Below are 19,363 nucleotides of genomic sequence, written 5' to 3'. Positions count from 1 at the left end.
CCCTATACTATAATCAACCTTTCCCAGCTTCGAATCCAGGGTATTTGGTCATGCCGCCATCCGCATATAGTGTCAAGCCGGTGACGTAGCTGGATTCCTCGGATGCGAGCCAAACCGCACATGCAGCGATTTGTTCCGGTTTTCCGATATAGCCCATCGGAATCAGGTCGATGACTTCTTGTGTCGCCTTTGGATCATTGAATTTCTCGGCGTTAATCGGTGTATCGATTGCTCCAGGGGAAATGTTATTCACGCGGATTCCTTTTGGCGCATATTCAAGGGCAAGTGTTTCGGTCATCATTTTGACGCCGCCTTTACTTGCTGCATAGTGAACAAAATGTGGCCATGGAATTCTGTCATGAACCGAAGACATATTGATGATGTTTCCTTTAATATCATGTTCTAACATATAACTGATTGCATCCCGACTTGCTAAAAACATGCCGGTAAGGTTGACGTCGATGACCTTTTGCCAATCTTCTAGCGTCAGTTTTTCGCTTGGCACTTCATTTTCAATGCCGGCATTGTTGATCATGATGTCGATGGTACCGAATGTATCCACTGCAAACTGAATTAATTTCTTCACATCTTCTTCTTTTGTAACATCGCCTTGAATGGCTGCGGCCTTCCCGCCTGAAGCTTCAATCGTTTGAATGATTTCCTTATAGTCGTTCTCTTCCGAATGATAATTTAAGACAACTCGTGCTTTTTCCTTTCCGAAGCGTTCCGCCATTGCTTTACCTAATCCTGTTGCGGCCCCTGTGATTACGACTACCTTGTTCTCTAAATCTGTATACATACTATATCCTCTCCCTTATTTATTCTTTTGTGAATCCAATCATGACGCCACCGGCGATGACTAAGATACAGCCGATGATAACATAGGTCATTTGTTTCTTGGATTTTTTCTCTCCTAATAGAAAGATGCCGCCTAAAGTGGAAATGACGATACCCATTTGCGAGAATGAAAAGGCAATGGCAACGCCCACTTTTGGATTAGCGAGAAGGAGACCGATATTCCCGGTCGCCCACATGATTCCCGTCAAGATGTTGCGTCCGGCATATTTGTTGAACGGTTTTTGCTTGATGGATAGTAGAAAGGCGGTGATAAACATCCCGATGGCTTGTGGCAGGATGGCCGACCAACCATCTATGTCAAACCATCTGACGACGATGACATAGGTGACATAACCGGCAGTCGAGATAATCAGGTAGACGATTCCTCTTTTCATGCTTCCTTCATTTTTACCTTTACTGTCTCCGTTGCTTGTCAGCAATACGCCGGCAATCAAGAAGATGATGGCAATCACCCCAAGGACGATCGTCGAAGTGGTGTTCCACTCCTTAAAGACGATAACCGCAAAAAATGTATTTCCTAGTATTTGCAATCCGGTTGAAATGGGAACGGTTTTGGAAACGCCCATTTCCTTGACACTGTTGAACTGAAAAAGTTGACCGAACGCCCAGCCAATCCCTGAAATGATTCCGACAATCCAGATGAGGCTCGTCCATTCGGGGGGATTGATGACCGACATCACGATGGCAAACAATAAAGAGCCGATGGTGATGCCGAGTGTTTGGTTATATGAGTTGCCCCCGAGTTTTTCGGAAACAAGTACCAAGCTTCCCCACGTTAATGCGGGGATAAGTGCATAGAGAAAACCTTCCACAAAATCCATCTCCTAAGTTACAAACATTTGTATTAATGAAAAGTACTAGTTATTTAGTTAGCTACTAATAAATTTCCCTTGTTTTCTAAAATGAAAACATTTTTTTAATATATTAATTTAGATATATGATTCGTTTCTCCCGAATCAATGGGCTGAAAAATAAACCGGTTTATGGTATTTTTAATTAAAATTAGTTAGGAGTGGGAACATGACGACATTACATGAATGGTTTGAAAAGGGGATACCTGCAAAGGAATTTGTGGAGTCGATGAAAGTGAATAAGGAAGGCTTGCAATCCGTATACGAGCGTTTTTCCATTTCGGAAGAAGACCGTTCATTTTTCGAAGAAGTAAAAGGGAAAGAGCTGAGAGCGATTGTCATTACAGAAGATTGGTGTGGCGACGCGATGATGAATATCCCGATCCTTTTGAACATCGCACAGGCAGCGAATATCGATACGCGGATGATTCTACGGGATCAAAACCTTGAGCTGATGGATCAGTACTTAACGAATGGAACGGCACGATCGATTCCCATCTTTATTTTCATCGATAATCAAGGGAAGGAAAAAGCAGTTTGGGGCCCTCGAGCACCTAAAGTACAGGAGTTCGTAATGGAATTGCGCAAGGATTTGCCAGCTAAGGAAGACGAACATTTTGAAGCGGCACAAAAGGAGCTTTTTAAGAAAATCGGGGAATCTTATGCCCAAAACGAACAGCTTTGGCAAGAAGTGTACAGCAGCATTAAAGAAACATTGACGAAGGCGTAAACCACTTGCATCCCCGTTTTTAGCGGGGATGTTTTTTTTAAAACCTTACAAAGTCTTGATTCTTTCCTCTTTATTTTCAGTATGTGATGGGACCGACATGCCCAACGCCGGGATAGCTGCCAGAGCAACGGTGATAGCGGATAAACTAAAAACCGTGAATAGCGAAGTTATTTTCAGCAATGGACCGGATGAAGCCGTTCCAATTAAGAGAAATAGAATGAAGATGGGCGTGATGATGCCATTTGTCCTGCCGATGAATTTTTCTTCCACAAGTTTAATCATCATGGTGCTTAAGAGTATTTGCATGAATGCCATCATGAAGGCGGTGATGAATCTCATCGATGCCGTTAAAATAAAGGAAGTGGACAGTACTTCGATAACGGTGGAGAGGGCTAATAATAAAAACGTACCAACAAACGTCACCCTCACATGAAGACGATTAACTAAAGTGGCCGCGATGATTCCCCCAATCAGTAAACCAGCCCCTGCTGCAGCGGATAACCATTGAAGGGCTTCTTTTGGCAATTGTAGCCTATCCGTGATCAGAAAAACCTCGAGCGGTTGTACCAGGCCTGCTCCAAGACCCAAGAAACAAAAGGTCAGGGCGATTCTTTTCAAATTGTGATTATGGAGTACATAGTGAAAGCCTTGTTTAATTTCTGTAACGATCGTCGAGTCAGCCTGTTTTTCCTTTTTGGCATCCTTCGGTAAAAAGAGCGTGATGACCGTGGATAATCCAAATGTAAGAATTAACAAGGAAAGGGAAACCGAAATGCCAAAATTCGAATAGACAGCCGTACCGATGATGGGTCCCAGAATCAAGAACAGGGAACCTAGGCTTTGCACGATGCCTATCGCCGAACCGACTTGATTTTCAGGGATGTGCCGTTTGAAAATCTTCGCGGAAGAAGGTTGTGAAAATTGAGAGACGATTGCTGAGACGAATGTGGCAAAGAAAACGGCTTCCCACATCCCGAATGAGATGAAACCTAAAATGATCAGAATCGAAACGATGCTGAGCAGCCCGCCGCTAATGATCGTCTTCTTTGGATTCCAACGGTCGGCAAAGGTTCCGCCTATAAAGGAAAATAAGAAGATGGGGGCGTACTCGATGACAGTGATAAGGGATATCGCGACCGGATCCTGATTCGTTTTTTCGATAATGTAAAACAAAACGGCCATATTTCGAATCCATATGCTGATTTGATCAAGCATATCCGAACTCAACATGATCCAGAAAACCTTATTTTTCAATAATTGGTTCATCCACAGGCAGCTCCTTCTTAATTAATCTGACCGTTCGGTTTAATAAATTCCTAAAAAAAATCGTTCTACAGGACTATCGTTAAATAATCGAGGAACATCCTTTCTTGGGAAAAGGATAAGAAAGGGATGTTTGTTCCTCTAGTGTTTCGAAATGCCTTTTAAAAAGACGTCCACGCTTTTGTGATATAGTCTCCTGATTTCAGGAAATTCCATCTCGTAATAGGTGGCATGTAATCCGGCATGCATGCCAAAGAGAATGTACATAAGGTCTTTGGGATTATCTTCGATGAACGCCCCTTCTTTAATTCCCTGGTCAATGACGGCTTCATACGTGTCATAATACTGACTGCGATAAATTTCTAAAATATGCGCAAAAATCTCAGGGTCAGCCGTTTCACTTCCGCCAAATTCCTCAGCGGCTTTAATTAATGGACTTTGCAGATCTTCAAGATAATGGTCTGCCAATGCATATAATTTCTCTACACTCGTGCGGTAGTTCTTTTGCTTGATGTTCCAGGCGCGCTTCCACTCGTCGGCGTTATTCTCGACGATGTACAAGAAAAGTTTTTCCTTGCTTTTGAAATGATAATAAATGCTCCCTTTACTGCTTTCGGAGACGTTTGTGATGTCTTCCATTGACGTAGCGGCGTAACCCTTTTGGGCAAACAATTTTTCTGCTTCTTTAGCTATCTTAAGCTTAGTGGGAGAGGGGGTACTTTGTTGTTTCATGTCAGATAAGCCTCCAATGATAAACTGAACGTTCGGTCTATAATTAAACTATCGTAATTTCCTATAATTGTCAATGATGTTTTGTTATTCAAAAATCCAGCGCGCATTAAATGGAGGCGCACTGGATTAGTTATAGTGATCAAATCAAAAACATCGCAACAATCGTCGTCACGAATAAACCGATGCATACCGGAAGCAAGTTTCGGCGGGCCAATTCGAAGGGACTGACGTTACAAATGGCCGCCGCTGGGATAAGTGCCCATGGAATCAAGGTACCGCCACCGACCCAGATTGCCGTGATTTGGCCGAGGGCAGTCAACGTCGCAGTACCGCTTCCAATCGCCGTCCCGAATAGATTTGCGACCGAACCGGCTAGGGAAATACCTGAAAACCCGGAACCATCCAAGCCGGTAATCGCACCGATGCCTGTCAGTGTGACGGCGGCTATCTCTTTCGTCAACGGAACCGAGGCGGCGAGTGCTGCGCCCAAATCGTTGACGATACCGAGAGAGGCTTTCGGTAAGTAGTCCCCGATGATTTTAGTGAAGCCGGAATCGCCCAAATAGAAGAAAGCGGCAATCGGGATGACCGGACCGAAAACCTTGAAGCCAAATTGGAACCCTTGAATCAAGTAGCTCGTTGATTTTTCAAGGCCAAGATGGCCATGGGCCACGAGAGATAAGATCAGCAAGATAAAAACGGCGGTTCCGCCAACCAATGCTGTTGCTTCGCCGCCTTGTAATTTCAGAAGCCAAAGAGCGACGACATCCAGTAAAAAGGCCAATGGAATGAATATCGCAAAAAACCTCTTCTGTCCTATCGTAAGTAACTCTTCATTCATCCCATCCTGGTCTTCGTCGAGTGTTTCCTGTACGGTAGGCTGAATGCGACCAAGCCGCATATCCCGCTTCAAGAAGATGAACGCTGAAACCGTGGTCACGACGCCCATTGTGATGACGAGCGGGATGCTGGCTGAAATGACGTCACCGACCGGAATCGAAGCCGCATCAGCCGTGAGTTTTGGTGCCGCTTGAATGACGAAATCACCCGAAAGCGCAATGCCGTGGCCAAATAAATTCATCGCCATCGCTACGCCTAGTGCAGGCAATCCGGCCCGCAATGCTACCGGTAGCAGCACGGCACCAAGCAAAGCGACGGCAGGGGATGGCCAGAAAAACCAGGAGATGCCCATCATGACGATTCCAATCACCCAAAAAGCGAGTGTGGGGTTTTTAATGAATCTAGCAAAAGGTGCAATCATGACATCATTGATACCTGATTTCGTTAAGACTGTACTCATGGCAACAATGATGGAAATGATTAAAATGGTCGACATTAACTCGGTAATGGCGAAAGCGAAACTATTGAATACGCCACTGATGGAGGAAGCCAAACTGCCTGTAGAGACGAGCGCCAAAATGAAGATGCCAACGATGCAAATGAGGGTGGTATCCCGACGCTTTACCATAAACCCGATGATCAACACGATGAATAAAACATAAATCCAATGGAGAGCCGTCAATCCCATCCCATAATCCATCTCCCTCAAAATCTTCCTGATACAGATTATGAAGGGGAGCCCAAATGGTGAGTTGTTTTAAAAAAAGTCATAAATCGGACTTGTTGGAAAGCTGTCCAAGCAATTGTTGAAAAAAAGACAAGAATGAGAACATTCAAATGAAAGAAAGTTAGAAACACATGATAAAATAAATGGAGGGTGATAATAATTGTACCTAAGGATGAATATAAAGAGTAAGTGCATAGAAAAAAGGCAGAAAGCTTAATTCAAAGCCTTCTCCCCTTCTTTAGAGTTAAAAATTATAATATTGGCGTAGTAAATAAGCTAGGTACTTGCAATGTGGATGAGCGTGAAGGTTCTCGAGCAATCCTTTTATGATGGCCGGTCCGAAAGTTTGTTCAATCAGTTGCTCCTTGAGCAGGAGTAAGGATTCTTTTTCAATGGACTCTTCGATTTCCTCAATCTTATTATCCATAAGATCGAGTAGCTGTTCCTTTGTCATTTCTTCGCACATGACAGGACTGATTATTTCCGTCAATTCTTGTGAAATAAAAGGAATGGTTGAATGCCTTGCCAGTATATTCGTTTTTTCCACAAGAGATTGCGAGAGTCGGACTAAATCCAACGGTATATTATAGAATAAAAATAAAACAGCATACTGTTGCAAGAATCCTTTTATACAATAGGTTAAATCATATTTTGTTTGAATGATATCGTCCCCATATAGTCGTTCAACCAATGAGAGGATACTCGTTTCATTGATTCTTTCATAGTGTTGAATTCGTGTTATGAGCTCTTCATTTAATGATTGTGCTTGTTCTTTAAAAATAATCTTAGCGAAGTCTGTATGGTTCAGATAAGATTTAAATGAGGTATAGAAAAATTCATATAAAAGGTCTTCATCTGCTGTGTTTTTGACTACGTGGTCAATATCTGAGACGAGCTGTATCATAAAATAATCGACTAGCGCTATAATCAATTCATCTTTGGATTTAAAAGATAAATAAAAGGCACCCTTTGAAATGCCGCAGTGATCGGTGATTTGCTGTACGGAGGTAGCGTTAAACCCTTGTTTTGCAAAGAGTTCGATGGCCGTTTCCATTATGAGTTCCTTTTTAATCATTCCATTCGCTCCTAGGTCATATTGTTGACAAATGACTAATTAGTCATTAGTATAAGTAAATATGTTTGATAAGTCAATTAAGGGTAGGTGTAAAGGTGAGAGGTTTAGTCAATTTTGTTCTAAGGAATAAACTAGCAGTGTGGCTCCTTACAATTATTATTACGGTATCTGGTATTTATTCGGGTACGCAAATGAAAACGGAGACAATCCCGGATATTACAATTCCCTATTTAACGGTGATGGGTGTATATCCTGGTGCTACTCCAGAGAAAGTGATGGATGAGGTCTCGATACCATTAGAGGAAGCGGTTGAAGGGCTTGAGGACGTGAAAGCCGTTTATTCCAATTCGTATTCCAATATGTCCAATATTCAAGTGGAATATGAATATGGGATCGATATGGATGAGGCGAAGCGTGCTCTTGAATCGGCAATTGACGGAGTAAAGTTACCGGAGAAAGCGGAAGAGCCGACGATTACAGCCATCAGCTTAAACATGATGCCTGTTATGGCATTGAGTGTAAGCAGTACAAAAGAGGATATTGTTGAATTAACGTCAACCGTGGAAGATAGTTTACTTCCAAAAATCGAGAAAATCGACGGGGTTGCTTCGGCCACTACCACTGGCCAGCATATAGAAGAAGTTGAATTAACGTATGACGAAGCAAAAATGGCTAAACTGGACCTTACGGAAGATAAGGTAAAGGAAATGATTCAGGCAAGTGATTTAGCTGTATCATTAGGCCTTTACGAATTCGAAGAAGGGGAACAGGCCGTTTCAGTAGACGGTAAGTTCATGACAGCTAAAGAATTGAAGGGAATGCTTATTCCTGTAACACCATCAGCTAGCAATCCAGCACCTTTTGTGAAACTTAGCGATATTGCTAAAGTTGAGCTAGTTGGGAAAGAAGAATCCGTATCACGTACGAACGGTGAAAATGCGATTGCCATTCAAATTGTCAAAGGGCAGGAAGCAAACACAGTTGACGTGGTTAACGATGTAAAAGATCTAATTAAAGAAGAAGAGAAAAAGATTGATGGCCTAGTTGTCGATGTCAGTCTTGACCAAGGGGAACCAATTGAGGAATCCGTTTCGACGATGATAGAAAAAGCGCTATTCGGCGGTTTAATTGCGATATTAATCATCCTTTTATTCCTAAGGGACATTAAATCGACGATCATTTCGATCATTTCGATTCCTGTTTCAATCTTTATGGCCTTCCTAATCTTAAATGGCCTGGGAATCACATTAAATATCATGACATTGGGTGCGATTACGGTTGCCATCGGACGTGTAATCGATGACTCGATCGTTGTTGTTGAAAATATTTACCGACGCATGCATTTGAAAGATGAAAAATTAACGGGTCGTGCATTGGTGCGAGAAGCGACAATCGAAATGTTCAAGCCAATCATGTCATCAACATTAGTAACGGTTGCGGTATTCGCTCCGCTTATCTTCGTTGGCGGTATGGTAGGCGAACTGTTCACGCCATTTGCATTAACCATGACATTTGCCCTTTTGGCTTCGTTAGTCGTTGCCATAACGATTGTGCCGGCATTATCTCACTTCTTATTTAAGAAAAAATTATATGGTGAGAAGACCGAGAGTAATCATAAAGAGCTTGGCAAATTAGCTAAGGGATACAAACGTGTTCTTAGATGGACATTGAATCATAAAGTGATCACTTCCATCATATCTGTGGTTCTATTAGCCGGCAGTTTGGCGTTAACGCCATTAATCGGTTTTAGTTTCTTAGGTAGCGAAGAAGAAAAAGTGATGTACTTAACCTACACACCAGAACCAGGGGAGCTCAAAGAAGAAACATTAGCGAACCTTGAAGTGGTGGAAAAGAAGTTACTGAAACGTGACGAGATTGATATTGTTCAGTTATCCGTAACAGAGGATGGCGACTCCATGGCCGCAATGATGGGCGGGGGCGGAAGCGGTGCCCTCATGTACCTGATCTTTGACCCAGACATGAAAAACTTCCCGGAAGTACGGGAAGAGATTGAAGAATATGTCTTCAATATTGGTCAATCAGGCGAATGGAAGAGCCAGAACTTCTCGTCTATGTCTGTGGCGAGTGATGAAGTCAGCTACACGTTCTACAGTGAAGATTTAGGTAAATTAAATGACGCGGTAAAAACAGTAGAAGGCGTTATGAAGAAAAATGACGGCTTAAAGGACGTTTCTTCTAGTACAGAGGATGCCTATGTGGAATATACATTCAAAGTAGAACAAGATGAATTATTGAAGTATGGATTAACTACAGCTCAAATCATTGGGATGTTAAGCCCTTCTACCCAAGAAGAAGTATTAACAACCATTGAAAAAGACGGTGAGTCAGTAGAAGTCATCGTTCAGCAAGATCAAGACGAACAGCCAAAATCAATTGATGATATGTTAGATAAAAAAGTACCAACCGCAACAGGTACGACGATGAAACTTTCTGAATTGGTCACGGTTAAAGAAGGAACCACGTTGAATACATTGGCCCGTAGTAAAGGTGAATACTACGCCACTGTTTCAGGAACCATCACAGATAAAGATATTTCAAAGGCTACTTCTGAAATAGATGAAGACATTGATAAATTAGACTTACCAAAAGGCGTGACAATCGGTGTAGCCGGTGTAGCAGCGGATATGTCAGAAACATTTACCCAACTTGGTTTAGCCATGATCGCAGCAATCGCAATCGTGTACTTCATCCTTGTTGTCACATTCCGTGAGGGTGTCGCACCATTTGCTATCCTGTTCTCCTTACCGTTTACGGTCATTGGTTCGTTTGTAGGTTTATTAATCGCTGGTGAAACGATCTCGGTATCGGTCATGATGGGACTTCTCATGTTAATTGGTATCGTTGTAACAAATGCCATCGTACTTGTAGACCGGATCATTCATATGGAACGAGATGGTATGAGTATGCGTGAAGCCATTCTAGAAGCTGGCGCAACACGACTCCGTCCAATCCTGATGACGGCCATTGCAACCATCGGAGCATTAATGCCATTAGCATTTGGCTCAGGCGGCGGCGGTTTAATATCAAAAGGCCTTGGTATTACTGTAATTGGTGGATTAGCAAGTTCAACGCTATTAACATTGCTTATCGTTCCAATCGTTTACGAAGTATTATCGAAACTATTCAAGAAAAAACGTAATGAAATAGACGAAAACTAATAGTAGCCCTGCAGGATGAAAATCATCTTGCAGGGCTTTTTTTGCGGCATTCCAGGAGATATTATCGGTGCCGACCTCAATGAAAGTATTGCTACAGTCCCTTTTCTAGAAGAAGAGTTGGTAACGGCTAATCATAATGCTAAGGAAATGGTCCGCGCTCAGAAAACGGATGGCTTCAAATAAAAGCTTATCATTTTTATAAATCGTTATTGGGCAAGCCATAAATAGTCATCTCCTTCAGATTCATAGTAACCTTTTTTTTTACTATACCGAAATACTCTTACATTTACAGAATTATTTCCACGCCACTTGTTATATTAATAGGGGTCATTCTCATAGAGGCCATCATCCCTTTGAATGGTTTTAAAACCATATCCCACCGAATCAGTGAGTAATTTCTAAATAAAAAGCATTAGTTTCTTTATTTTCAACTATACATCGAGTATTCTTAATGGGAGATAACCACTAGGATAAAAGAGGGATAATTCGTGAAGCACCTATACAGTGAAATACTACAATTTAGGGGTACGCATTATGACTTTGGATTCATGCAGGGGGAAAAGTTAAAGGATTCCCTCACTGTTAAAAATCGTGAAGATCAGTGGAAAGTAAGGCAGCCACGTTTTACGGTTGAAGAGGAAGAGGTCAAAAATGCAATTACTTCATTTGCACCTGGCGTATGGGAAGAAATACTCGGGTTCCAAGAAGCATTAAAATGGCCAATCGAACGTGTTCTCCAGGAGTTCGGCGGCTATAGATTGGATTATGTTCGATCAGGTTGTTCGATCATGACAGGCGATTCGTATTTGGTGCGTAATTATGATTACCATCCGAAAACCTATGAGGGACGTTATGTGCTATTCCAGCCGACGGACCAGGGGTATGCGAGCATCGGTCCGAGCCAACGCGGGACTGGACGGATGGATGGGATGAACGAAAAAGGGCTATCGATGGGATATAATTTCATGAATCGGAAAAATCCCGGCGATGGATTCATTTGCTGCATGATTGGCCGATTGATATTGGAGTCTTGTGCAAATGTCGAGGAAGCCGTTGCGATGCTGAAGGAAATTCCGCATCGACATTCATTCACCTATGTCGTTCATGATGGAAGCGGGAAGAGCTTTATAATAGAAACGTCCCCAAGAAATGTGGAGGTCCGGACAGCGACTGCCTGCACCAATCATTTTGAGATCCTGAAGCATGAAAACCGTCATCATCTTGTGGATTCGAAACGGAGATTGGACACTATCCATCAACAACAGGATAGTATTTCGGATACATATGAAGCATTTCGTTTGTTTAACGACACCAATCAGGGTGTTTTTTCCGATTTGTATAGCAGCTGGGCTGGGACGATCCATACGTCGGTTTATTTGCCGCGTGAAATGAAAGCATGGATTGCACTGGGCGGCAATCAAGAGCCTACGGTTTTGGACTTTGCAAAATGGCTTGCAGGAGAAGATATTGAAAAAGAAAGAATCATGGGTGTGATTGATACCACCATACCATTTGTACATATGGATGAAGGGGCGAATTGGTTCCGTGAGTAAGAGTGGATAATGGAGGCTCGATCTTTGGATTGGGCTTCTTTATTTATTCGTGTCTCCAAAATTGAGTGTATTTTTACATGATGAGGGATAATATGTAGGGATGACGACATCATTATTAGATTAAAACGAATGAACATAGTATGAAACAATGCTGTGTAAAGGGATAGTTGTATAATAGAATGGATGGTAAAGTGGATACATATAAAATCTAACAGAAGATTCTACCAAATGGGGAATAGAGGGAGATAAATCATGGAAACAAAAAAGGTATTACCCGTTCTTTTCTTAGTGATGTTTTTAGTCATGGTTGGGTTTGGAATCATCATTCCCGTCATGCCTTTCCTGGCTGAAAAAGTGGGAGGAAGCCCGACAGAGCTTGGTCTTTTGATGGCTGTCTATTCGTTCATGCAATTGATATTCGCACCAATGTGGGGCCGCGTATCTGACCGGATTGGCCGGAAGCCGGTTATGATGATCGGGATCGCAGGCTTGGCTGTTTCATTTTTCATCATGGCATCGGCGGATTCTTTACTGGTGTTATTCATCGCCAGGATTATCGGGGGTGCCTTATCTTCAGCGAATATGCCAACTGCCATGGCATACGTAGCAGATATTACGACACCTGAAGAACGGGGAAAAGGGATGGGAATCATTGGGGCCGCTACAGGACTTGGCTTCATATTCGGTCCGGCCATTGGTGGGATATTCTCGGAGACGAGTTTGAATATGCCGTTTTACATCGCCGGCATTTCATCCATCATTACCCTCATATTAGTCATGATATTACTGAAAGAATCGCTTACTGAAGAAAAAAGATCCCACCGGACGGAAGAAAAGGTGTCCATGTGGAAATCCTTTAAAGGTCCGATGAGCGTCCTGTTTATTCTGCAATTGATCATTACCCTTTCCATGGCGGGCTTAGAGACGACGTTTGCTTATTTTGCAGCCCAAAAGGCTGATATAAGTCTTGTTCAATTAGGTTATATCTTTATGATCATGGGATTCGGTAGTGCGATTGTTCAAGGTGGATTAATCGGACCGATGACCAAGAAGTTCGGGGAAGGAAACGTCATTCGAATCGGAATTGTCGTATCGGCGATTGGATTTGTGCTCATCTTGTTCTCGACTAATTTCTGGACATCGGCGATTTTCCTGACGATTTTCGGATTGGGGAACGGTGTCATCCGCCCTGCCATCTCGGCACTGGTCACTAAAAGTTCAACATCCGGCCATGGTGGGGTCACGGGCTTACTTTCTTCCTTTGATTCATTCGGAAGGATTGCGGGCCCTCCTATAGGTGGTTGGTTATTCTCCATCTCCATCGGTTTACCTTTTATATCCGGTGCGATCCTATCACTGTTTGCATTGGTCCTTTATCAAGTGTTCCATGCAAGGAAACGATCAGTGGAAACAAGCATCTAATCAAGAACATAAATAAGAAAAAACGAGTTAGGAAATTCCTACTCGTTTTTATTTTTGGCTGATGACTTTGATCTTGGAGAGCACCCAATCATATTCCCCGCTTGAAATTACGCTATCGCAATATTCGCATTGTCCGGATGCATTGATACTGACATTCGCCCCACAGTTTGGACATTGCGTCACATCATATTTCTCTTTTTGAGTCTCGGTCAATACGGTTTCCTTCCGGATCAGTGTCCAGATATAAGACATGTAAATATCCCGGTCAGGATTGCCTTTGAGGACTTTCTTGGTGTGATCATCGATTACGTAATCATTCATCCGGGCTTTGATATATACATCGAGTTCGTCATTGGATCCGTCATTTTCATAGCGAACGATTTTCGATTCAAGGATGGCGATATTTTCGACCACATTCGTTTTATGCTGGTCAATATAGGACTGTAATTGCCGGTTATGCATATTGAATAATGGATCCGTTTCAAACGGTCGGATACTGTTCCACTGTTTCTCCATCCAAGCTTGCTGTAATTGGAGAAACATATTATTGATTTTCGATAAAAACACTTCATCATGAAACAGAGGATCTTTCGATTTCAATCCTGCAAGATTAGCGTCTACAGGCCGGTAGGCAGGCTCTGGGCTTTTTACGGTATTCCTATTGGATGTGGTGCCTCTTCGTTGTGTTTGTTGGCTGCTTTTACCGAATTTTTTATAGGCAAAGAAAGCGATGATCAAAATGACTCCCAATACGGGATATTTTTTTAGAAAGTAAAACAAAAACCATAAGTCGATGCCTTCCCCTGAAGTCGTGGAAGTATTGACGAATTCGTCTTCCGGTTCCTCATTATGCGATACACCATTCCCTACATCGGCTAGTGTTACATCGACGGGAAAGATGAGGAGGGAGGTGAAACCGAAAAGCATTGTGATGATCAAGTGAATGTTCCATTTCTTCATCATTTTAGTTTATTCCCGCATTCTGCACAGAATTTAGAATTCGGCGTATTGGGATGGCCACACTCCGTACAAAAGGCGGCAACAGCCTTTCGTTCTACTTTCGTTCCGCAATTGCCACAGAATTTTGCGCCTTTTTGATTGTCATGATTACACTCAGGACACTTTTCGGTTTGTTCAGACGGTGCCGTTTTCTCCGTGTGCAATGGTTCATTGTTCTGGTTTCCACCTTGAAGAGATTGGGAAATGAGTTGCCCAAAACCGAGGCCGGCACCAAGTCCCATCCCGGCTTGCATCATATCACCGGCAGAGCCTTCCTTTTCAGAAACATTCTCTAAGGCATCAAGCTTTCTGACATCTTTGTAGTTGTTCATGCCACCCATCATGTTAATGCGCGTTCTTTCTTTCAAGAACTTCGTTAAATCTTCCGGCAAGGAAATGTTGGTGACGGTAAAGGAAACGATTTCAAGTCCCATATCCGTGAATTCGTTTTCCAGTTCCTGTTTCATCGCATCGTTCATCACTCGATAGTTCTGGGATAACTCGGTGATCGTCACACCTTGTTTGGCAACGACATTGGAGAATTCGCTTAAGACATATTCCTTCAATTGCCCTTTTAGTTCATTCAACTTATAGATCTTGTTTGTGGAACTGACGGTATGAATGAACATCTTGGGGTCTTCAATCCGAAAACCAAAGGTCCCGAAGGCCTTGACTTCCACTTGTTCAAACTTTGGATCATTAATCCAAATCGGGTTGGATGTCCCCCATTTCTGATCGATGAATTTTTTGGTGTTTACAAAGTACACATCGGTTTTGAACGGGGATTTGAATCCGAAAGCCCAGCCTTTAATGTCTGCTAAGATAGGGAGGTTCTTCGTCTCAAGCTTATACATTCCTTCGCTAAATACATCAGCCACTTTTCCTTCCTCAACGAAAACGGCGTTTTGGCCTGGGCGTACGGTCAACTGTGCCCCATTTTGAATCTCGTTATCTTTCATGGGGAACTTATAGACCAAGGTATCGTTGGTGGCGTCTTCCCATTCGATAATATCAAGAAATTGTTTACCTATAAAATCCTTAAAACCCATAGTGTCATCCTCATTTCAACATGTAGTACGTCCCGATTGCATTTCTATATATATTCATATATTGATAATATTTCCCATTACATTTTATAATAAATGGTAAATGGTGTAAATGATTAAGGGGAATCTATGAGTCTACCTGTTGGTTTGTTCAATATTCAAGATATCCTTTCATAATGAAGGTTTTGGAGGGATTCGTGAACGAAACCACGAACTGTTTAGATAACGTAAAGAACAAATTCCACCTATATAGCTGACAAGCTAGGAACAGGACATTTACTAAAGCACTAGATAAAAAACACGAGGTGAAGGGGAATTATCATGAAAATTACTCCATCTGCAAAAGTAGGGAATTTCGAAACGGGAATCTTTTCGGAGCTGGCGAACCGTAAACAAAAGGCGTTGAGGGAAGGCAAGGATGTTATTGATTTGAGTGTCGGAAGTCCGGATATGCCTCCGCCGGACTTTGTAAGAGATACACTTGTAAAGTATGCAAAAGATCCAACTGCATACGGGTATACGTTGAAGGGAATACCGGAATTCCATGATGCTGTTTGTTCTTTTTATGAACAGCGTTACGGGGTGCATCTTGAGCCGGATACGGAAGTATTGCAGCTGATGGGATCGCAGGATGGACTTGCCCATTTGGCGACTGCGATGATTGACCCGGGCGATTATGTGTTGGTGCCCGATCCGGGCTATCCGATATATGAAGCAAGTGTGAATCTTGCAGGTGGCGTGATCTATCCGATGCCGCTTACGCAAGAGAATCATTTTCTGCCCCAGCTGAGTGATATTCCGGCAGATATCTTGGCCAAGACGAAGCTGATGATTCTTAGTTATCCAGGAAATCCAGTCACGGCCCTTGCGGATGAAACCTTTTTTGCCGAGGTCGTCTCCTTTGCAAACAGGAACGACATTCTGGTCGTACATGACTTTGCCTATTCAGAACTGATTTTCGATGATCATCCTCAGATCAGCTTCCTATCCATCCCGGGTGCAAAGGAGGTTGGAATCGAGTTCAATTCGCTTTCAAAAACGTTCAATATGGCCGGCTGCCGTATTGGGTATGCAGCCGGAAATCAAGAAGTACTGAACATCTTAGGGACTTTGAAGTCCCATATCGATTATGGGGTCTTTTACCCGATTCAAAAGGCGGCCGAAATGGCACTTACCTCCAACCTTTCCTTGTTGTCCGATCAGGTGAACGTATATGAAGCCCGTCGTGACGCCTTGATATCGGGTCTCGCAAAATCCGGTTGGCACGTGCCGAAAACTGCTGCGACAATGTTCATTTGGGCCCGCATTCCGGCTGGATGGAAGTCACGCGACTTTGCCTATAAACTGATTGAAAAGGCGGGTGTAACCGTGGTCCCAGGAGATGCTTTTGGAAAACAGGGTGAAGGATATGTTCGAATGGCCCTTGTCCAGCCGGTTGAGAGATTGACAGAAGCGGCCGAACGGATAGGGGCGTTTTTGATAGACCATCGAATAGTGGCGCAGGATTAGATGGAAGATCCTAAGCCTAATGTCATTTGTTATTTCGGATTAGGTATTTCCAGACCGTTCATATAGTTGAACGGTCTTTTCTTGTTATTTAATTCTTTCCCCATTTCGTTGGGACTAGGTAAGCTAAAGTGGCCGCTACTGTTGCAATCAATAAAGTCGGGATTTGTGACTGGTCACCAAAAGTCACTTCCTGGGTTAATGGGAGGCTCAGTTGTGCGTTGGTGGGATTGGGAGTGTATGTAGCGGTTAATAATAGACCTGCTGAAATGTGTAGCAAGGTAAAGAGAAACAAGAAGCTCAATATGAATATCGCATACTTTTTCATGGTACACCTCCTATTTTATTTACGGCTACCCTGTTAGAAAGGTTTCAAAAATTCCCATATACAAGTGCTAAGGGATTAAGCTTTTCTATGAGCCTATCAGTTTTTTTACCTATAAATTACTTTTATGGTTGATAATTGTATGTATTTAACATATAGTGTGTATATAGATATAAACACCATAACAATTTGAGAGGAGTTTAGATGATGAATACATGGAAAGATGCTTTTTGGCTCGCAAGTATCGAATGGAGGAAATCTTGGTTCGGCACGCTATGTTTATTCTTTGCACTGTTTGTACTGGCTGCTTCCTATTCATGGGTTTTGGAAGTGGAGACACAGGCACCATCACTTTTGACCGACATTGGTTTTATATTGTCATTTGGTTGTGTGGCCTTCATGGTAAGGCCGAAAGAATTGCAGCTTCAAAAGGTGGAGGGAGATGTTTGGGTGTCCCCGTTTTTCATGATGTTAAATATGTTTCCTATCGAAAAGGAAGTATTGATTAAAAGCCGGTTTGTTCACATGCTGTTCCCTAGTCTGCCTTTCCAGGTTTTGTTCTTGTTATTATTTACTCCAAGACTTCTAGAATCCATGGTTGTTTTGGAGTATGTTGCCTTCTCGATTATCTGGCTGGCTTTTGGTGTTTCGTCCTCTTTCGTTTTTGCAGCAAGTGATGTAGGGGAACGAATCACCCCGATTAAGTTAGGTATATATAGTGTAGTCTTTTATGGTGGAGTGACGTCCGTGCTCGTGTGGTTATCCTTGAAAACAGATAGGGGAGTTGTCGGTTGGGCGATGGAAGCCGCTAAGAACTTCGCGATCGGGTCGATTCTCATTTCGGCAGTCGTAACGGTCGGGGGCTATTACTTCTGGAAGCGATATATGAAAAAGAAAATGTTCCAAATTGATTATCTAAAATAATGATATATAGGGAGGAGAAGTAAAGTGGAGCTGCCGGTTCGTTTATCAAAAGAATCAAGAATCCCCATTTATCATCAGATAACGGCTCAAATCCAAGCTTTGATAGCAAGCGGACAGCTGTCTTCGGGTTCACCTTTGCCATCGATCAGGATGCTTTCTAAAGATCTGGAAGTCAGTGCCATCACGACCCGTAGAGCTTATCAAGATTTAGAAACGGAAGGCTTTATCACAACAATCCAGGGAAAAGGGACGTTCGTGGCAGACGTTGAGGAAAGCCTACTCCGCAGTGTGAAAATAAAATCAGTCCAGGAAGCCATGAAAAATAGCATTGAAGCTGCACTTCAACAAAACTATTCATTCAAGGAAATTGAGGAGATTTTTACGGGTTTAATAGAAGAGCTCAAAACGGAAAAAGGAGAGGGGAAACCATGACAACGTCGCTTGAGATTCATTCTGTCAAAAAGAAAATCGAGGACTTTTCGTTGGGACCGATTGATCTGACGCTAGAGCCAGGTACCGTGACAGCCTTGATTGGGAATAATGGCGCCGGGAAGAGTACACTGCTGAAGATGGTCATGCAATTGGCGCGACAAGATGCTGGTGATATTATCATTTTTGGGAAGAATACGAAGCAGGAAGATGAAGCCTGGAAACAAAAAGTCGCTTATCAGCCGCAAGCTTTGATTGGCTGCGATTCGTTTACGGGGCATGAATTACTGCGGTTATCTTCTAGATGGTATCCCACTTGGGATAAGGTATTGTTTGACGAGGTGATCACAACCTTCGAGGTCCCCCTGAATAAGAAGTATGGAAAGTTGTCTCAGGGAAATCAACAAAAGCTAATAGCTGCGCTGACTTTAGCAAGAAATGCCGAACTATTGATCCTGGATGAGCCAACGGCTTCTATGGACATCATCTCAAAACAGCGATACATGAATTTTTTGATTAAGTGGATGGAGAGGGAAGGGAAAACCATCTTCTTTTCGACCCATCAAATGGAAGACATCCGCAAACTTGCTGATTACCTGATTTTCATGAATCACGGCCAGCTCATCGGTCATTTCGAAAAGGATCAGTTGGGACAGCAATATAAACGGTATTGGTTAACAGAGGATCTGCCGGCATTCTCCATTCCAGGGGAAATAGAAAGAAAGGGATTGCGGATGATTACGTCTAATTTGCCACTCGAAACAGAAGCGTATTTTCAAAAGGAAAACATGCAGTGGCATACGGATGAATTTGTTGAACTAGAGGAAGCCGTCACCTATTTGTTAAAGTGAGGTGTGGTGATGCTATAAGGATTTAAAAGGGAGTTCTGTCTTTGGATGGATCT

The 19,363-nt window shown here is 42.7% G+C and carries 18 protein-coding genes; 9 read left to right on the top strand and 9 right to left on the bottom strand.

Annotated elements, in window-relative coordinates:
• Positions 1–13: 13 nt before the first annotated feature.
• Both ACIQXR_RS09860 and ACIQXR_RS09855 read right to left on the bottom strand, forming a co-directional pair.
• Entirely contained in the window at positions 14–799 is a 786-nt protein-coding gene (locus ACIQXR_RS09860) for a glucose-1-dehydrogenase (RefSeq protein ID WP_402988958.1), read from the bottom strand.
• Between the two features lie 19 nt (positions 800–818).
• Positions 819–1,679 carry a GRP family sugar transporter gene (locus tag ACIQXR_RS09855; RefSeq protein WP_403079896.1) on the bottom strand — a complete coding sequence of 287 codons (861 nt, stop codon included), beginning with the start codon at positions 1,677–1,679 and terminating at the stop codon, positions 819–821.
• Positions 1,680–1,878: 199 nt separating this feature from the next.
• Here ACIQXR_RS09855 and ACIQXR_RS09850 point away from each other — a divergent pair, with 199 nt between their 5' ends.
• Positions 1,879–2,439, top strand: a complete 561-nt coding sequence (locus ACIQXR_RS09850) for a thioredoxin family protein (protein ID WP_403079893.1) — start codon at positions 1,879–1,881, stop codon at positions 2,437–2,439.
• Positions 2,440–2,484: 45 nt separating this feature from the next.
• Here the strand turns inward: ACIQXR_RS09850 and ACIQXR_RS09845 are convergent, their stop codons facing one another.
• The 4 genes from ACIQXR_RS09845 to ACIQXR_RS09830 all read right to left on the bottom strand — a co-directional run bounded on the left by ACIQXR_RS09845 (position 2,485) and on the right by ACIQXR_RS09830 (position 7,076).
• Positions 2,485–3,705 (bottom strand): MFS transporter, encoded by a 1,221-nt coding sequence (locus tag ACIQXR_RS09845; RefSeq protein ID WP_403079891.1) that lies wholly within the window; start codon positions 3,703–3,705, stop codon positions 2,485–2,487.
• 138 nt (positions 3,706–3,843) lie between these two features.
• Positions 3,844–4,434 (bottom strand): TetR/AcrR family transcriptional regulator, encoded by a 591-nt coding sequence (locus ACIQXR_RS09840; RefSeq protein ID WP_402959052.1) that lies wholly within the window; start codon positions 4,432–4,434, stop codon positions 3,844–3,846.
• A gap of 139 nt (positions 4,435–4,573) precedes the next feature.
• Positions 4,574–5,974, bottom strand: a complete 1,401-nt coding sequence (locus ACIQXR_RS09835; RefSeq protein ID WP_403079887.1) for a hypothetical protein — start codon at positions 5,972–5,974, stop codon at positions 4,574–4,576.
• Between the two features lie 271 nt (positions 5,975–6,245).
• The gene (locus tag ACIQXR_RS09830; RefSeq protein ID WP_402871554.1) at positions 6,246–7,076 is read right to left on the bottom strand and encodes a TetR/AcrR family transcriptional regulator; all 831 of its coding nucleotides are present in this window, start codon (positions 7,074–7,076) and stop codon (positions 6,246–6,248) included.
• Positions 7,077–7,171: 95 nt separating this feature from the next.
• Between ACIQXR_RS09830 and ACIQXR_RS09825 the strand changes: the two genes are divergently transcribed.
• The 4 genes from ACIQXR_RS09825 (at position 7,172) to ACIQXR_RS09810 (ending at position 13,230) form a co-directional block, all read left to right on the top strand.
• A complete protein-coding gene (locus tag ACIQXR_RS09825) occupies positions 7,172–10,255 on the top strand; it encodes an efflux RND transporter permease subunit (protein ID WP_402988943.1) in 3,084 nt (1,027 codons plus the stop codon).
• 27 nt (positions 10,256–10,282) lie between these two features.
• Positions 10,283–10,438, top strand: a complete 156-nt coding sequence (locus ACIQXR_RS09820) for a hypothetical protein (protein WP_403079885.1) — start codon at positions 10,283–10,285, stop codon at positions 10,436–10,438.
• 305 nt (positions 10,439–10,743) lie between these two features.
• Positions 10,744–11,808, top strand: coding sequence for a C45 family autoproteolytic acyltransferase/hydrolase (locus ACIQXR_RS09815; RefSeq protein WP_402959884.1), 1,065 nt, complete (start codon positions 10,744–10,746; stop codon positions 11,806–11,808).
• A 252-nt stretch (positions 11,809–12,060) separates the two neighbouring features.
• Complete coding sequence (locus ACIQXR_RS09810) at positions 12,061–13,230, top strand: MFS transporter (protein WP_402871542.1); 1,170 nt, start codon at positions 12,061–12,063, stop codon at positions 13,228–13,230.
• Between the two features lie 48 nt (positions 13,231–13,278).
• On the opposite strand, the gene ACIQXR_RS09805 is transcribed toward ACIQXR_RS09810, so the two are convergent.
• Positions 13,279–14,193 (bottom strand): TIM44-like domain-containing protein, encoded by a 915-nt coding sequence (locus ACIQXR_RS09805; protein WP_402871539.1) that lies wholly within the window; start codon positions 14,191–14,193, stop codon positions 13,279–13,281.
• Positions 14,190–15,278 (bottom strand): SPFH domain-containing protein, encoded by a 1,089-nt coding sequence (locus ACIQXR_RS09800; RefSeq protein ID WP_403079883.1) that lies wholly within the window; start codon positions 15,276–15,278, stop codon positions 14,190–14,192. Before ACIQXR_RS09800 ends, ACIQXR_RS09805 begins: the two co-directional genes overlap by 4 nt.
• Before the next feature lie 318 nt (positions 15,279–15,596).
• Here ACIQXR_RS09800 and ACIQXR_RS09795 point away from each other — a divergent pair, with 318 nt between their 5' ends.
• A complete protein-coding gene (locus ACIQXR_RS09795) occupies positions 15,597–16,784 on the top strand; it encodes an LL-diaminopimelate aminotransferase (protein WP_403079881.1) in 1,188 nt (395 codons plus the stop codon).
• A gap of 88 nt (positions 16,785–16,872) precedes the next feature.
• Here the strand turns inward: ACIQXR_RS09795 and ACIQXR_RS09790 are convergent, their stop codons facing one another.
• The gene (locus tag ACIQXR_RS09790) at positions 16,873–17,109 is read right to left on the bottom strand and encodes a hypothetical protein (protein ID WP_403079880.1); all 237 of its coding nucleotides are present in this window, start codon (positions 17,107–17,109) and stop codon (positions 16,873–16,875) included.
• Between the two features lie 204 nt (positions 17,110–17,313).
• Between ACIQXR_RS09790 and ACIQXR_RS09785 the strand changes: the two genes are divergently transcribed.
• The 3 genes from ACIQXR_RS09785 to ACIQXR_RS09775 are packed head-to-tail and all read left to right on the top strand — an operon-like array spanning position 17,314 to position 19,310.
• A complete protein-coding gene (locus ACIQXR_RS09785) occupies positions 17,314–18,030 on the top strand; it encodes a hypothetical protein (protein WP_402959334.1) in 717 nt (238 codons plus the stop codon).
• Positions 18,031–18,054: 24 nt separating this feature from the next.
• Complete coding sequence (locus tag ACIQXR_RS09780; protein ID WP_402871525.1) at positions 18,055–18,462, top strand: GntR family transcriptional regulator; 408 nt, start codon at positions 18,055–18,057, stop codon at positions 18,460–18,462.
• Entirely contained in the window at positions 18,459–19,310 is an 852-nt protein-coding gene (locus ACIQXR_RS09775; RefSeq protein WP_402988920.1) for an ABC transporter ATP-binding protein, read from the top strand. Before ACIQXR_RS09780 ends, ACIQXR_RS09775 begins: the two co-directional genes overlap by 4 nt.
• The last annotated feature ends 53 nt before the right edge of the window (positions 19,311–19,363 follow it).

The sequence above is a fragment of the Peribacillus sp. NPDC097224 genome, from assembly GCF_044761985.1.
In the GTDB taxonomy this organism is placed as follows: Bacteria; Bacillota; Bacilli; order Bacillales; family DSM-1321; genus Peribacillus.
This window is presented reverse-complemented; position numbering and strand designations above follow the sequence as displayed.